14 protein-coding genes, 1 tRNA gene and 1 pseudogene are annotated in these 15,071 nt (G+C 67.8%); 9 read left to right on the plus strand and 7 right to left on the minus strand.

All coding sequences use genetic code 11. The annotated features are described in order from the left end of the window. Window positions 1-13 precede the first annotated feature (13 nt). Window positions 14-86 (minus strand) — tRNA-Trp (locus tag AC5RWT_RS26450). Window positions 87-396: 310 nt separating this feature from the next. Here AC5RWT_RS26450 and AC5RWT_RS26455 point away from each other — a divergent pair. Beyond that, a complete protein-coding gene (locus AC5RWT_RS26455; protein WP_494082789.1) occupies window positions 397-1,617 on the plus strand; it encodes a pyridoxal phosphate-dependent aminotransferase in 1,221 nt (406 codons plus the stop codon). A gap of 106 nt (window positions 1,618-1,723) precedes the next feature. On the opposite strand, the gene AC5RWT_RS26460 is transcribed toward AC5RWT_RS26455, so the two are convergent. From AC5RWT_RS26460 to AC5RWT_RS26470, 3 genes are all read right to left on the minus strand, one after another. Beyond that, complete coding sequence (locus AC5RWT_RS26460) at window positions 1,724-2,647, minus strand: hypothetical protein (protein ID WP_494082790.1); 924 nt, start codon at window positions 2,645-2,647, stop codon at window positions 1,724-1,726. A 375-nt stretch (window positions 2,648-3,022) separates the two neighbouring features. Further along, window positions 3,023-3,673 carry a LuxR C-terminal-related transcriptional regulator gene (locus AC5RWT_RS26465; protein WP_493966576.1) on the minus strand — a complete coding sequence of 217 codons (651 nt, stop codon included), beginning with the start codon at window positions 3,671-3,673 and terminating at the stop codon, window positions 3,023-3,025. Beyond that, window positions 3,670-5,112: a PspC domain-containing protein gene (locus AC5RWT_RS26470; RefSeq protein WP_494082791.1), complete on the minus strand. Its 1,443-nt coding sequence runs from the start codon at window positions 5,110-5,112 to the stop codon at window positions 3,670-3,672. The genes AC5RWT_RS26465 and AC5RWT_RS26470 overlap by 4 nt, the downstream gene beginning before the upstream one ends. A gap of 137 nt (window positions 5,113-5,249) precedes the next feature. Between AC5RWT_RS26470 and AC5RWT_RS26475 the strand changes: the two genes are divergently transcribed. From AC5RWT_RS26475 to AC5RWT_RS26495, 5 genes are all read left to right on the plus strand, one after another. Beyond that, window positions 5,250-7,223, plus strand: coding sequence for a PspC domain-containing protein (locus tag AC5RWT_RS26475; RefSeq protein ID WP_494082792.1), 1,974 nt, complete (start codon window positions 5,250-5,252; stop codon window positions 7,221-7,223). Continuing rightward, window positions 7,220-7,441 (plus strand): hypothetical protein, encoded by a 222-nt coding sequence (locus tag AC5RWT_RS26480; RefSeq protein ID WP_494082793.1) that lies wholly within the window; start codon window positions 7,220-7,222, stop codon window positions 7,439-7,441. The genes AC5RWT_RS26475 and AC5RWT_RS26480 overlap by 4 nt, the downstream gene beginning before the upstream one ends. A 58-nt stretch (window positions 7,442-7,499) precedes the next feature. Next, entirely contained in the window at window positions 7,500-7,745 is a 246-nt protein-coding gene (locus tag AC5RWT_RS26485) for a PspC domain-containing protein (protein ID WP_493966580.1), read from the plus strand. 324 nt (window positions 7,746-8,069) lie between these two features. Beyond that, window positions 8,070-9,098, plus strand: a complete 1,029-nt coding sequence (locus tag AC5RWT_RS26490; RefSeq protein WP_493966581.1) for a 6-phosphofructokinase — start codon at window positions 8,070-8,072, stop codon at window positions 9,096-9,098. 20 nt (window positions 9,099-9,118) lie between these two features. Further along, window positions 9,119-9,823, plus strand: a complete 705-nt coding sequence (locus tag AC5RWT_RS26495; protein WP_494082794.1) for a GNAT family N-acetyltransferase — start codon at window positions 9,119-9,121, stop codon at window positions 9,821-9,823. 112 nt (window positions 9,824-9,935) lie between these two features. On the opposite strand, the gene ygfZ is transcribed toward AC5RWT_RS26495, so the two are convergent. From ygfZ to AC5RWT_RS26510, 3 genes are all read right to left on the minus strand, one after another. Next, window positions 9,936-11,018 carry a CAF17-like 4Fe-4S cluster assembly/insertion protein YgfZ gene (gene ygfZ / locus AC5RWT_RS26500; protein WP_494082798.1) on the minus strand — a complete coding sequence of 361 codons (1,083 nt, stop codon included), beginning with the start codon at window positions 11,016-11,018 and terminating at the stop codon, window positions 9,936-9,938. A 140-nt stretch (window positions 11,019-11,158) separates the two neighbouring features. After that, entirely contained in the window at window positions 11,159-11,761 is a 603-nt protein-coding gene (locus AC5RWT_RS26505; protein WP_493966583.1) for a nitrobindin family protein, read from the minus strand. Window positions 11,762-12,058: 297 nt separating this feature from the next. Continuing rightward, on the minus strand, window positions 12,059-12,802 hold the full coding sequence (locus AC5RWT_RS26510) for a hypothetical protein (RefSeq protein WP_494082795.1): 744 nt from the start codon (window positions 12,800-12,802) through the stop codon (window positions 12,059-12,061). 160 nt (window positions 12,803-12,962) lie between these two features. Here AC5RWT_RS26510 and AC5RWT_RS26515 point away from each other — a divergent pair, with 160 nt between their 5' ends. From AC5RWT_RS26515 to AC5RWT_RS26525, 3 genes and pseudogenes are all read left to right on the plus strand, one after another. Then, on the plus strand, window positions 12,963-13,667 hold the full coding sequence (locus AC5RWT_RS26515; RefSeq protein ID WP_494082796.1) for a winged helix-turn-helix transcriptional regulator: 705 nt from the start codon (window positions 12,963-12,965) through the stop codon (window positions 13,665-13,667). Between the two features lie 115 nt (window positions 13,668-13,782). Continuing rightward, window positions 13,783-14,763 carry a mycothiol synthase gene (gene mshD / locus AC5RWT_RS26520; protein ID WP_494082797.1) on the plus strand — a complete coding sequence of 327 codons (981 nt, stop codon included), beginning with the start codon at window positions 13,783-13,785 and terminating at the stop codon, window positions 14,761-14,763. Between the two features lie 73 nt (window positions 14,764-14,836). Next, window positions 14,837-15,071 (plus strand): annotated as a pseudogene (locus AC5RWT_RS26525) (RNA degradosome polyphosphate kinase); the annotation flags it as partial.

The following is a 15,071-nucleotide window of genomic DNA, read 5'->3' on the forward strand; positions in this document are numbered from 1 at the left end:
CGACGGTTCTGCGCAGGGCAGACAGGACTCGAACCTGCAACCTGCGGTTTTGGAGACCGCTGCGCTACCAATTGCGCCACTACCCTATGGAGCCGAAAGCTGCCGGATATCCCCGCCGCGCGGGCATGGAACATCATGGCGTTTTCAACACCGGAGATCTAGTTTACGCCAGCGATGCGCCGACGTCGAACCGGACCCCGTAGGCCGCCTGGAGCAGGCGACTGATCCATTATGCAACATTTCCGTGCTCCCCCTGACCACGCGTACCCGCGGGCGACGGCCACGGAGCGTCATCGCGCACCTCGGCGCCCCTCGGTTCCCCTCGGGGCAGGACATCCCGGACGGGCTGCACCTAGACTAAGGAGCGTCCTACACGCTACTGAAGACGGGAATCCCATGCCTGCCAACGCCCGCGTCTCCCGGCGCATCGCGTCCATCGCCGAATCCGCAACCCTCGCCGTCGACGCCAAGGCCAAGGCGCTGAAGGCCGCCGGGCGTCCGGTGATCGGGTTTGGGGCAGGCGAGCCGGATTTCCCGACCCCGGAGTACATTGTGGAGGCCGCTATCGAAGCGGCACGGCAGCCGCGCTTCCACCGGTACTCCCCCGCCGGCGGGCTGCCCGAGCTGAAGCAGGCCATCGCTGACAAGACGCTGCGTGACTCCGGCTACCAGGTGGATCCGTCCCAGGTGCTGGTCACCAACGGCGGCAAGCAGGCCGTGTACGAATCCTTCGCCACCTTGCTCGATCCGGGCGATGAGGTTTTGGTGCCCACGCCGTTCTGGACCACCTACCCCGAGGCCATCCGGCTGGCTGGCGGCGTCCCGGTTGAGGTTTTCGCCGGGCCGGAACAGGGCTATCTGGTCACCGTCGACCAGCTCGAAGGCGCGCTGACCGACAAGACCAAGGTGCTGCTCTTCGTCTCGCCGTCCAACCCCACGGGCGCCGTCTACTCGCCGGAGCAGGTCGCCGAGATCGGCCGGTGGGCTGCCGCCAAGGGACTGTGGGTCATCACGGACGAGATCTACGAGCACCTCACCTACGACGGCGTTCCCTTCACGTCCATTGCGACGGCCGCGCCTGAACTGGGCGACAAGGTTGTCATCCTCAACGGCGTGGCCAAGACCTATGCCATGACCGGCTGGCGGGTGGGATGGATGATCGGCCCGAACGATGTGGTCAAGGCCGCCACCAATATGCAGTCGCATGCCACGTCCAACGTGGCCAACGTGTCCCAGATGGCAGCGCTGGCCGCCGTATCCGGACCGCTGACCGCAGTGGACGAGATGAAGGTTGCCTTCGACCGCCGCCGCAAGGCCATGGTCGAAGGCTTGAACGCCATCGAAGGCGTCGAATGCCCGACGCCGAAGGGTGCGTTCTACGCCTACGCCGACGTCCGCGGTCTGCTCGGCAAGGAATTCACGACGGCGGAGGGCACCATCCGTCCGGCGACCTCCGCCGAGCTTGCCTCGCTGATTCTGGACGAGGTCGAGGTCGCCGTCGTTCCCGGTGAAGCCTTCGGCCCCTCCGGGTTCGTGCGGCTGTCCTACGCGCTCGGCGACGAAGACCTCGCCACCGGCGTCGGCCGCTTGCAGGATTTCCTGGCGAAGGCCAGGTAATCATCCGGCTGTCCCGGGCTTGAGAGCCCGGGGCAGCCGGGCCTGAGAGCCCGGGACCCGCGGGTCTTGTGAGCGGGGACCCGCGGGTCACGCCCGGTAGCCGGCCCTAAAGGATCCGGGGCCGTCCCCTGCCGCAACTGCGTGCCGGGCTTGCATGGCTCCGGTTCGTCCCCAGCCTCTGGTTCTGATGCGTTGCTATTCCGGCCGTGCGGTGCGCTGCAGCATTGCCGGTGAAGTACCGGTCAACTGGGCGCAAGACGGACTCCGGGTCATCGAGAATCCCCCTGGCAGGCAGCACCAGCAGGTCCCGACCGAGGAGTGTCAGCTCGTTCCAGCGGCGCCGGTCCTCGATGAAGGACACCTCGTCGGAGTGAAAGGCCTTGCCGTCGATTTCCAGCAGCAGGCTGTCCTCAACTTCCAGATCGATCCGGCCCACCCCTTCGATCCGTCGCTGACAAACCACCTTGTATCCGGACGAGCGCAGGACCTGGCGGGCGAGTGTTTCAGGCGCTGACATGGAGGTCGGATCGATGGCAGCAATAACCTCGTCGGCCCGCTTGCTCCCCCGCCCACGACTGAGCCGGCGCACGTCCTCGACCGTCACATGGCCTTGGACGACGGCAGATTCCACGACGACCAACGCTTCGCGTAGTGGCAAGCAATTCAGGACCTGCCGGAGGCAAACGTCAATCGGAACGACTGTGCCGTGCGATTCGCGTGTTCGATGCACCTTGCCGAAGCGCGGCCTGGCAACGGTGCGCGCAGCACTCACATGGAGCCCGCGGTAAGGCCTGTGCACCCACAAGCCGTGAAATGCAGCAGCGCTGAAACACCCGACGGAGGCACCGAGCGCCTTGGCTTGTGCATATTCAGCTACGACATCTGGAACAGCATAAAGACCAAATCTGATCCGATGAATGGTCCCCGCCTCAACGGCTTCCTTTATGCTTCGAGCCCTAACACCTGAGTCCCGCAGCCGACGCCAACGCGCAATTCCGCCTTGCTGGCGCAGAGCCATCACCGGGTCCATGGGTATAGCCTGCTGTGCGGCGCGCCGTTGCGGGGGCGTTCGCCGGAAAGTGTGGATAACTGCGGGATCAGTGCAGCAGTGACGCGGCTGCAGCTATCCGGTGCGGGCACTCCTTCCGGGCCCTGACCTAGGGGGGCCATGTGCCTCATACCCCTAGGGGCCATGTACCTGATACGCCACATTGCTTCCCGAACCGACCGGATGCTTCCGCATCTGCGGATCAGAGGTGCACCGGTTCGGGCAGATGCGGAGCGGGTCAGCCGTCCGCCAAAGCAATGTGGCGTATCCAATACACGGCAGCCTCAGCGAGCCGCCGGCCGGTAGGGTCAGCGGCCAGGCAGCCCCTAGTGCCTGCGGCCAGCGGCCAGGCAGCACCTAGAGGATCCGGCGGTCCACGGCCCAGCGGGTCAGCTCGTGCCGGGAAGAGAGCTGCAGCTTGCGCAGCACGGACGAGACGTGGGTTTCGACGGTCTTAATGGAGATGAACAGTTCCTTGGCCACTTCCTTGTACTGGTAGCCGCGGGCGATCAGCCGCATGACCTCCAGTTCGCGGGCCGACAGCTTGTCCAGTTCATCGTCCACGTTCGCCACGGCCGCCGTGCCGAAGGCGTCCAGGACGAAGCCCGCCAGTCGCGGCGAGAAGGCGGCGTCGCCGCCGGCCACCCGTTCCACGGCGTCGGAAATTTCCGCCCCGGACACCGTTTTGGTGACGTACCCGCGTGCGCCGGCACGAATGACGGTCACCACGTCTTCGGCCGCGTCGGAAACACTCAGGGCGAGGAACTTGGTTTCCCCCAGCAGCCCGGCGCAGCCCGCTACCACCTCGGCGCCGCCGCCGCCCCTGCCTCCGGGCAGGTGCACGTCCAGCAGCACGACGGCGGGCCGCTGCTCGTGGATGGCCGCGATCGCCTGCTCCACGGTCGCGGCCTCGGCGACTACCTCGATCCGCTCGTCCAGGTCGGCCTTCAAGCCGGAACGGAAGATGGCGTGGTCGTCTACAACAACGACCCGGATGGGTTCGGTCACGGTGCAATGCCTTCCTGCGGGTGTTCAAGACTGAGGTGGACTTCGGTGCCGCTGCCGGTGTTTCGGATGTGGGCCTGGCCGCCGTGGCGTTCCATCCGGCCGATCAGCGACTCTCGCACGCCCATTCGGTCCGGAGGCACAGCGGCCAGCTCGAAACCGGGACCACGGTCGCGGACGAAGATCTCGCTCCTGCCCGGTGTGCACTCAACGTATACGGAGATGCCTCCGCCGGCATGCTTCGCCGCGTTCTGCACCGCTTCCCGGGTGGCGTGCACCAGCACCTCGTGCCGGTCGGTCATGACGCTGTCGCCGACCGCGACCACGTCCACGGGATGGCCGTAGGCGTCTTCGATCTCCGCGGCCACCGCCTTCACCCGGTCCACCAGGTTCCCCTCTTCCTGCCGCTTGTCCCGGTACAGCCACTCGCGCAGCTCCCGTTCCTGGGCGCGGGCCAGGCGGGTGACGTCGTGTTCGGATCCTGCGCGGTTCTGGATCAGCGCCAAGGTCTGCAGCACCGAATCGTGCAGGTGTGCAGCGATTTCCGCGCGTTCAGTTTCCCGAATGCGGCCGGACCGCTCGGTCTCCAGATCGCGCCAGTACTTCAGCACCCACGGGGCCAAAACCAGCAGGACGCCGGCCAGCACGGTCAGCGAGGCAAACAGGGTCGGCCACATGGCCTCCCAGGTGATTGATCCGGACACCATTGTGACAATGCCCGCCACCACCAGGACCAGTCCGGCCAACAACCGCACGGCGCCTTGGGCGCCGGTCGCGCCGGCGCGGTCCATCAGTCCGCTGCGCCTCGAGTCGTCCAGCTGCATCCACGCGATGACCGCACCGGCGGCTATTGCGAGAACGGGCAGCCAGGTCCCCCACGGCAGATTGATGCCCGCGAGCTGGGCGACGACGGCGCCGCCTGCCAGCACCAGGGCCGCGCCGATCAAAATTTCCTTGCCGCCGCGCTGCAGCAGCAACCGCGTGCCAGTCCCGTCGACGTTCCGGGGCGGCGTTCCGGGCTGGCCGGCGGGACCGCCGATTGGTCGGCTCCCTGGTTGGCCGGCGACCTGACCGGACCAGCGGCCAGATCCCTTTCCGCCGTGCTGGCCAGGGTACCCGGCATGCTGGCCCGTGTACCCGGCGTGCTGGCCAGGGTACCCGGCGTGCTGCTGGCCGGCGCCTGGGCTGCCGAATTCCCGGGCGAAGTTCTCCGCAATATCCCGGGGGCTGAAGGCGCGCTCGGCGGCCAAGGCCTGATCGGCCGCGGTCGGCACCAGCAGCCAGAGCCAGACGTAGAGCAGCACACCCGCGCCGCCGGCGAGCGCCAGAACGACCATGCCCACCCGGACAACCGCGACCGAGACGTTCAAGTGCCGGGCCAGGCCCGTGCACACGCCCGCAATGATGCGGTCCTCCGTCGAGCGGATGAGGGGTTCTCTCATGGGTCAATCCAAGCACGCGCGGGAGCACGCGGCGTACCATCGGGCGCCAATTCAGGGGAACCCGGACCCTGCGGTCAGGGAAGGGTCAGGGTGGCACCCCATAGAAGAACACCGCTGCCGGTTGGAATGATCAAACCATGACCTCACACGCACCTACCCCGTCCGACAACGACGGCACCGACCGAACAGACGGACCGGACCAGCAGCCGGCCGCCCCTCGCTCCGCGCAGGAGGCTGCCTCGGGCTCACACGCACTGCAGGTTCCCCGCGAACCGCAGCCCGTGGGTGATCCCGCTGCCACGAGCGAACAGGATCCCATGGAATCAGACACGGCCCAGCCTCCCGGCGCCGCCCACTCTGACGCACCGCACCCGGACGACGCCTCCCGGTACGATGCCGACCCGGAGCCCGCTGATGCCCCCCGGCCCGATGACGCTTCCCGCTTCGACGACGCGGCCACCAACGCCGACGACGCTTCCCGCCTCGAGGACGCGGCCACCAACGCCGACGACGCTTCCCGCCTCGACGACGCGTCCACCAACGTTGACGACACGGCCACCAATCCGACCGAGCCCCTTGACCCCGGCACCTACCCGACGAGACCACTCGGCTCCGGCTTCGGCACCGCCGCTGATTCCGCCACGGCCGCGTCCGGACCGTCGGGGTACGGTACGGGGTACGGCAGCGCCAACGCCGGCGGCTTTCCTCCGCCTTCCGGCGGGGGCGTTCCACCGCAGAGCAATGCGTTCTTCAGTTGGTTCCGGGCCCTCGGCACCCCCCGTGGGCAGGACCGCTGGATCGGCGGCGTCGCGTCCGGCGTCGCGCACCGGACGGGGTTGGACCCCATCCTGGTCCGCGGGCTCTTCATCCTGTTGGCCATCTTCGGTGGCTTCGGCGTGCTGCTCTACGGCGTGGCCTGGGCTCTGTTGCCCGAGCCGGACGGCCGGATCCATGCAGAAGAAGCCGGCCGCAGCAACTGGACCGCCGGCATGACGGGTGCAGTAATCTTCACGGCCCTGGGCGTGTTCAGCCGCCCGTTCAGCTGGGTTTTCGGCTCCAATGACGGGTGGGGCTTCGGCGGTTTCATCTGGGCCGTCCTCTGGATCGGCGCGGTGGCCTTCTTCATCTACTGGCTCGCCACGCGCAACAAGAACGGCGCGCCGGCCGCCGGCACCCCGCGCCCGGGGGCGGAAGGCTTCACGCCCGGGCCCCCGGCCGCCGGGAGCAGTACTTCCGCGTACTCCAGCGCCCCGGGTACCACTGCCCCCGCGGCACCGGGCAGCTACTCCGGCCAGGCCCACTCCCCCGGAGCCAGCTACGGTTCGCCAGCGGCTGCCGGCACCGCCGGTTACGGCACCGCCGGTTACAGCGGCCCGGGCTCACCGCGCCAGGCCTACCCGACGCGCCCGTATCCCCGGCCCGCACCACTACCGCCCAAGAGCGCACCACGCGGCCCTTCCGGCGCAGCCATCGCCCTGACACTGGGGGCTGCCATGCTGGCCGCCGGGATCGCTCTGGGGCTCAACGCGCTCGAGTTCATCGACCTCGGCCGCAACGTCGTCCCCGTGGTCATCGCCGCGGCGCTGATCGTGATCGGCATCGGGATCGTGGTGATGGGAGCGGTCGGCCGTACCTCCGGCATCCTCGGTTTCCTGGCCGCCGTCGGCCTGGTCCTGTCGCTGGCCTTCTCCGCGGGGACACAGTGGACTGCGTCCAACTTCGCCATCGCCTCCGACCGCACGTGGACCTCGGCCGCCACGCCGGCCGACGGCGACGGCTACAGCGTGGTGGCCGCCAACGGCACGGTGGACCTGCGCAACGTGTCCGGTTCCCGCTTCGGCGGCCCGGCCACCGTCCCGGTCAACGCCGTCGCCTCCTCCGTTACCGTCATCATCCCCAACGATGTTCCGGTGAAGGTGGAAACCCAGATGGCGCTGGGCAACGTCGAATACGCCACCGCCACGGACAGCGGACGGCAATCCGGCATCTGGCAGCCGGGGAGCTACATCATCAACGACGACGGCGGTGCACCGGAGATCGTCCTGTCCGTCAGGGGCGCGGTCAGCAGCGTCGACATCATGACCGTCAGCCACTTCGAGGAGACCCGATGAGCAACGAGCTAAACCACGACGACCGCCGGCCCCGCGTTGGCACCATCATCTGGGGGCTGATTGCCGTAGCCGTCGGCCTGCTGGTGATCGCCGGAAGCTGGTGGGACATCAGCCTGAACTGGGCCTACGTCATGATCGTCCTGTTGATCGGCTCCGGCGTCGCGCTGGTCATTGCCGGCGTGCTGAGCGCAACGCGCAACCGGAAACGCCAGCCCTGACCAGCCGCTGCAACATTCCCGCAGTGACAACAACTCCCGAACACGAAAGCATGGTCCCATGGATACCTTCTACCGAGTGCTCCGCTCCAGCCCCGTCCGCCGAGGTCCCGACCGCTGGGTAGCCGGCATCTGCGCAGGTCTCGCCGCCAAGTTCGGCTGGGACGTGATGTGGGTGCGGATTGCCACGCTGCTGATCTTCCTCTTCCCAGGCGTCGGGATCGGCACCTACCTGGTGCTGTGGCTGCTGCTGCCGAAATACGACGGCAGCATCGCCCTGGAAAAGCTGCTCACCAGCAAGTCCTGACAGCAGCTGCCCCCGCAGCCCGTGCCACCGCGCGGCCTCTGCCGCAGCGTCCCGTGCCACCGCGCGGCCTCTGCCGCAGCGTCCCGTGCCACCGCGCGGCCTCTGCCGCAGCGTCCCGTGCCACGGTGCGGCCCTTCCGCAGTCACCCCGTGCCACGGCGCGCCACTGTCCACCGGAGCCCCCGCTGCTGCGGGGGTTCCGGTCTCTTCGGGCGCTCCCCGGCGTCGTCCGCATGAAATGACTGGTGGCAGGTTCCTGCATAGAATCGAGGCGGGCTCAATGGGGTGCTCGCACTGACCGGCCTGCACCCGAGAAGGAGTACCCATGAGGATCGGCATCATGACCAGCGGCGGGGATTGTCCCGGTCTGAACGCGGTGATCCGCGGCATCGTGCTCAAAGGCATCACGGTGCACGGGCATGAGTTCATCGGTTTCCGGGACGGTTGGCGGGGCGTGGTCGAGGGCGACTTCATGGAGCTGCCGCGGCATCAGGTGCGCGGCATTTCCAAGCAGGGCGGCACCATTCTGGGCACCTCCCGCACCAACCCGTACGAGGGCCCGAACGGGGGGCCGGAGAAAATCCAGCAGACGCTGGACCGGCTGGGCGTGGATGCGGTGATCGTGATCGGCGGCGAGGGCACCCTGGCCGGCGCGCACCGGCTCACCCAAGCCGGGCTGAAGCTTGTCGGCGTGCCCAAGACCATCGACAACGACCTGGAGGCCACCGACTACACGTTCGGGTTCGACACCGCCGTGCAGATCGCCACCGAGGCCATCGACCGGCTGCGCACCACCGGCGAATCGCACCACCGCTGCATGATCGCGGAGGTGATGGGCCGCAACGTCGGCTGGATCGCACTGCACGCGGGCATGGCCTCCGGGGCGCACGCCATTTTGATTCCCGAGCAGCGCGTGACCATCGACCAGGTCTCCGACTGGGTGCTGCATGCCCAGAAGCGCGGCCGTGCACCGCTGGTGGTGGTGGCCGAAGGCTGGGTGCCCGACGGCGAACTGGGCCCGCACGCCGAGCGCGGGGTGGACAGCTTCGGCCGGCCACGGCTCGGCGGCATCGGCGAACGGCTGGCGCCCGAGCTGGAAGCGCGCACCGGGATCGAAACCCGTGCCACCACGCTGGGGCACATCCAGCGCGGCGGCGTCCCCTCCGGCTACGACCGCGTGCTGGCCACCCGCCTGGGCATGGCGGCGGTGGATTCTGTGGTGGAGAAGCGCTGGGGCACCATGGTGGCGCTGGAGGGCACGGACATTGTGCATGTGGGGTTCGAGTCGGCGCTGAACAACTTAAAAACCGTCCCGCAGCATCGTTACGACGAGGCAAGGGTTCTCTTCGGCTGAGCCTTCAGTAATCTGCCACTATGCGATTGGACGCAGGGACAGCCGACATTGTGCTGCTGGCGTGGGCGCGGTTGCTCGGATTTGCCGACAACGCCTTCGCCTCCCGCGGTGACCGGCTGACCAGAATCAACAACGACGCCGGGACGCTCACCTTCGTGCGCTTGTTCGGCAGATCCGCACTGGTCGGCCCGGAATGGGCCATTGAAGCCGCTGCGCCTTACTCGGACGACGAACTGGCTGAATACCAGACGCTGATGCTGTTGAGCCGGGAACACGGCGGACACGGGCTGGGCAAGGCCGTGCTCTCCTACGCCGACGATCTGCCCGTGGTGCAGCCCGAACGGGAGGTGACGGTTTCCACCGCGGGCAGCGACGTCTCCCGCTTGGAGGCCATGTGCCCGCCCGACGACAACCACGAAGTGGGGCTGGCCGGCATGGACAGGTCCTTCGTGCTGCTCGACGGGAGCACACCGATGGCCGGCGCGGGCTATCAGGAGTGGCAGCAGATCCTGGCCCATGTGGGTGTCCTGACCGCCCCCGCCTACCGACGCCGCGGTGCCGGCTCGTTGATTGCGGCGATCGCCGGCCACGAGGCGCTCTCCTCCGGGCTCATCCCGCAGTGTCGCTCGCACGAAGCGAACGCGGCGTCCCGGGCGCTGGCCGCAAGCCTGGGGTTCTGGGACGCAGGGACGCAGACGTCGGTGATCCTGCAGAAGGACCGCTGAGCAACTTGTCCCAGGGCGGGCACGGCCCTGGCGCAAGCTGGCTCACCACCGTGTGCCCGCGGTTCGGCGTGGTGCCGCACGGCCCGCGCGGAGCAGGCTGAAGCAGCGCCGCTTAGCGCGGTGCCCGCAGGAAGCCGGTCTGCCGCCCGACCACCTGGCCGGCGTCGGGGGTAACAATCACTTCCTGCGCAGCATCGTAGCTTTCGCCACCGTCGAAGACTGTCAGCTGGGCCTGCGGGTCGGTCGAGCGTTTGATCACGGCCAACGCGATCGGACCCATTTCGTAGTGCTGCGCCGCGGAGGTGATGGCGCCAACGCGCTTGTCGCCGAGCATCACGTCGCTGCCGGGCGACGGCAGCGTATGCTGCGACCCATCCAGCTGCAGGAACACCAGCCGGCGCGGCGGGCGGCCCAGGTTGTGCACGCGGGCGATGGTCTCCTGCCCCTTGTAGCAACCCTTGGCCAAGTGCACAGCGGTGCGGATCAGGTCCAGCTCATGCGGAATGGTCTTCTCGTCGGTCTCCGCGCCGAACCGCGGGCGCCAAGCTGCTATCCGCAGCGCCTCCGCCGACCAGACACCGGCCAGCTGCAAACCGGCAACAGCCGACTCAAGTTCGGCCGCCGGCAGCAGGTATTCGTACCACGACCGCTCCAAGCCCGGATGCTGCGGCTCCTCGATGCCGGAATAGGCGTAGCCGCCGGGACCGATATTCGGCCAAGGGTCCTGCCAAACGGTCCTGCCCTCGAACTCCGGCACGGGTTTGGCCGAACCGACGACGGCCCAGTCCGCGGTGACATCCGCAACGTCCACGCGAAGCATGAACTTCATCGAGTCCAGCCACGCGGCCAGTGGCGCCGCCTCGAAGGATTCGACGATCAGCCAAGTGCGTTCGCCGTCGTCGACGATACGGGCGTCATATTCGATCCGGCCCTGCACGGTGAGCAGCAGAGCCTCGCTGGACTGGCCCGGCTGCAGGTTCAGCAGGAGCTGTGAGGACAGCGTGTTCAGCCAGCTCAGCCGGTCCTCCCCGGCCACCGTCACCACGCCGCGGTGGGACAGGTCCACGACTGCCTGGCCGCGTGCCAGCGCGCGCTGTTCCCGCAATGGATCGGAATAGTGCGAGGCGACGCCAGCGTCGGCCCCGGAGGCTTCGACGGCACCGGGCTGCATGAGCAAAGGGCTGCGGTAGGTCATAGTCACGTCAACTCCTGGCTGCTGTGCCAAATTCCCTCCACGGCCGGCGAGGAGACGGGTGACCGGTCCGGCTGGTGCGTAAACGGTTGTTCCGGCCCACTGGGCGGAGCGGTGCTCCGCTGTTCCGGCTGGCGGGATGGTCAGGCTTGCTTGGCAAGGATCGCCGAAGCGTGCGGGGCCAGGTCTTTGCCCTTGGCCGCGGCCACGTCCCAACGCCAGTACAGGTCGTTATTGACCAAGCCGAAAATCCGGGTGGCGGCGCTGTAGTCCTTGGACTGCGATCCGCGCATCACCATGTCGGTGCTCAACTGCACGCGCGGTCCCTTGATCTGCCCGTAGTAGAGCTCCGAGATGCCGCCCGGATGCACGATGGTGGCGGTGATGTCGAAGCCGCCGTCGGTGTTGCGAAGCTCTTCGACTTCGTCCGCTGACTTCAACGCCGGAACGATGTCAGCGGGGACCAGCCCCGGTCCGACATCGGCGTCGTTCAGTTTGCGGTCCAGCGCCCAGAACCCGGTTTCCACCGACAACGGCCGCAGCCGGTTGCCATCCTCATCGGTCAGCCAGGTTTCGGCGGTGTACTGCAGATAGGGCAGGCCATTTTGCGTAAACGTGGCCTTCTGGACGAAGTGCTCGTCGTCCTCCTCGCCCGCACCCAGCCGGCCAGCGCCTTCCCAGGTACCGAGCAGCCAAGACAGCGGCACCAGTTCCGGGGTCAGCTCCGTGGGGAGTTCAATCGGCATTGTTCAGCGTCGGGTTGTTACTTCTGGCCCTTGAACAGGCGAAAAACGACCAGCGAAGCTACGGCTGCGATGGCCAGGCCAGCAAGGACCAGCAGGGACAGGAAGGCGATTTCAAGACCGAGATACGACATGGGTCCATAGTAACGGGCCGGACGAAAGGATGCCTGCTTGCGACATCAGCACCCGCTGTGACCTCGCTCATCCCAGCGCGGCAACAGGAGAACGGCGGTAGCTGTGCAGCAACATCCGCTCAGCAGCATCCGCTCAGTGCAGCGGCATCCGTGCGGCAACATCCGCTCAGTGCAGCAGCATCCGCTCCAGGAAATACACCATTGTTCCGGCGGACATCACCGGTGCGGCACCGACGGCGAACATCGCCGGCAGCCGGGTGGGGCCGCCGTCGGCCAGAATGAGCCGCCGGAAGCAGACCAGTATGGTGCCCACGACGGCGCCCACAACGGCGGCGGGAAGCATCGGCACTTGGAAGAACAGCGGCGCGGCCAGCGCACCTGCCAGTGTGGCCAGCAGCACGCCAAGCGGTGCAACCATCCGGTCCGGCCACGGCAGCAGGCAGACACCGATGGTCAACAGCATGCTGATGCCGGTCACCAGCATCATGCCCCCGTCGGCCGAATTCGGCGTGAGCCGGTCGGCCGCGATCCAGCCCGCACCCAGCGAGGTGAGGACCAGGCCGGTGCTGGTGCCGAAGGTGGATTCGAGGCGGTGGGGCTGCCCGGTGCCACGGATCAACTGGATCAGGAAGACGGCCATCACGCCCAGCGCAATCACCACCGCCATCCACAGCAGCGGCATCCCGGCAGGGGCGACGCTGGCCAGCACCGCCGTCGCAATTCCGGCCAAGGAGATCACGGCAGCCAGGGTTTTTTTGGCCGGTACCCCGAGCAGGACCGGCCAGCCGATCCCGATCACCACGGCGGCAACGCAAACCACCGCCGTCAGCACCGGGAGGGACAGGTAGGAGGCACCGATGACGGCGCACAGTATGGCGGCAGCGGCTGCGGCGACGATCCACGTTTTCACGCTAGTCATACTGCCCTATGACGCAGGGGCGGTGCGAGAAGCCGCGGTGCAGCAGGCGTCGGCGCTATACTTGTGCCACCGTCCGGCAGGTACGCCTGCGCTCCCGAGGACCTACCGGGCCCAGCCCGATGATGTGCGCCGCAAACCCCTTGGAGGAACCATGCCGCACATTCTGCTGTTGACCAACAGCTCCGGCTCGTCGATCGACGTTCTGCCTGCCCTGGAGTTGCTGAACCACAAGGTCCACATCCTCCCGGCCGAACCGACGGCGCTGCTGGATACCGCCCCGGCGGACGTGGTGATGGTAGACGCCCGCAAGGACCTGGTCGGTGCGCGCTCGCTCACCCAGCTGCTGAAAGCTACCGGGCTGGGCGCACCGCTGATGCTGGTGCTCACCGAAGGCGGCATGGCCGCCGTCAGCGCCAACTGGCTGGCCGACGACGTGGTGCTGGACAGCGCCGGACCGGCCGAAGTGGAGGCACGGCTGCGTCTGGTGATCGCCCGCGCCCACGCCGGCGAGGTGGAAACCAGTTCGGAGATCCATGCCTCGGGTGTGGTCATCGACGAGGCCAGTTACACCGCACGCGTGGGTGGGCAGCCGCTGAATCTGACGTACAAGGAATTCGAACTGCTCAAGTATCTGGCCCAGCATCCCGGCCGCGTGTTCACCCGCGACCAACTGCTGCACGAGGTGTGGGGCTACGACTACTACGGCGGAACCCGCACGGTGGACGTGCATGTGCGGCGGCTGCGGGCCAAGCTGGGCCCGGACCACGAGCAGCTGATTGGCACGGTCCGCAACGTCGGCTACCGCTTCACCCTGGCACGCGCTTCGGAAGAAGAACGTACCGAAGTCGGCAGCTGACACGGCCGCCCGGGATCCCAAGCACGTGCAGCCCGCGGGAACGCTTGACCGCGTGTCGAGGCGGCGGGCGCGCCGTCGCGTCCCCCTGCCTGCGCCTGCGGGATAGTCTGTGCTCATGACTGCCTCGGATTCCAACCTCTGGCCCGTGCACACCATCAAGGGCGCCCCCGACGCCGAGACCCTCGCGGACATTAAGTCGCTCGCTGCCGCCGCTGAGGAGTCCGACGGCAATCCCCCGCTGTCGGAACAGACCTGGGTGAACCTGCGGTCCTCGGACGCGGCGGACCTGCTGGTGCTGGCTACGTACGCCGGGGAGGAGCGCTCCGACCCCGCCAGCGCGAGCGCGCTGGCCGGCGTCGCCGTCGTCTGCCTGGGCACCGCTGCCGGCACCGAGAGCATCCTGGAATTGGTGGTGCATCCTTCCTACCGCAGCGAAGGTGTTGGCACCCGGCTGGTCGAGGCCGTGCAGCACCACACCGACCTGCCCGGGCTGAAGGCCTGGTCGCACGGCGGCCATGAGGCTGCGGGGCGGCTGGCGGCGCGTTTCGGTTTCGCCCCCGTGCGCGAGCTGTGGCGGATGCGCCTGACCCACCCCTCAGGGATGCCCGACGCCGAGCTGCCGGCCGGCGTCGTTCTCCGAACCTTCGTGCCCGGCCAGGATGAAGAGGCCTGGCTGGCGGCCAACGCCGCGGCCTTCGCAGACCATCCGGAACAGGGTGCCATGACCCTCGCCGATCTGCAGGCCAGGATGGCCGAGGACTGGTTCGATCCGGCGGGTTTCCTGCTGGCCGAGCGTGAGGGTGGCGGCGGTTTGTTGGGCTTCCACTGGACCAAGGTTCATCCCCGGTCCGGCAGCCACCCGTCCATCGGCGAAGTTTACGTGGTGGGCGTGACACCGCAGGCGCAGGGCAGCGGGCTGGGCAAGGCGCTGACGATCGCCGGCATCAAGCACCTGCAGGACGCCGGCGAGCACGCGATCATGCTCTACGTGGACGCCGACAACGAGCCCGCCGTGGGGTTGTACCGAAAGCTCGGCTTCACCCGCTGGGATGCGGACGTGATGTATGCGGCGCCGGCACTGGCCGCCGGGCAATAGTCGGTAACCTTATAGTTACCCGGCGCCTCTACGGTGAGGTCAGTCCGGCCCGCCCAACGCCGCAGGAGAGAGCATGGTCATCGAACCCGAAGCCGCAGCCATTCCCCGCCTGGGGTCCTCCGAGATGGTCCCTGCCCGCGCCACCCAGGACCGCATCGACATCCCGGAGTTCGCACCCTCGCTGGCGCCCGACGGGGACTTCACCCTGGAACGCTTCCTGGACCGGGAAATCAGCTGGCTGGACTTCAATGCCCGGGTCCTGGAACTGGCCGAAGAAGAGGACCTCTACCTGCTGGAGCGGCTGAACT

This window comes from Arthrobacter sp. Dra40 (assembly GCF_059091905.1).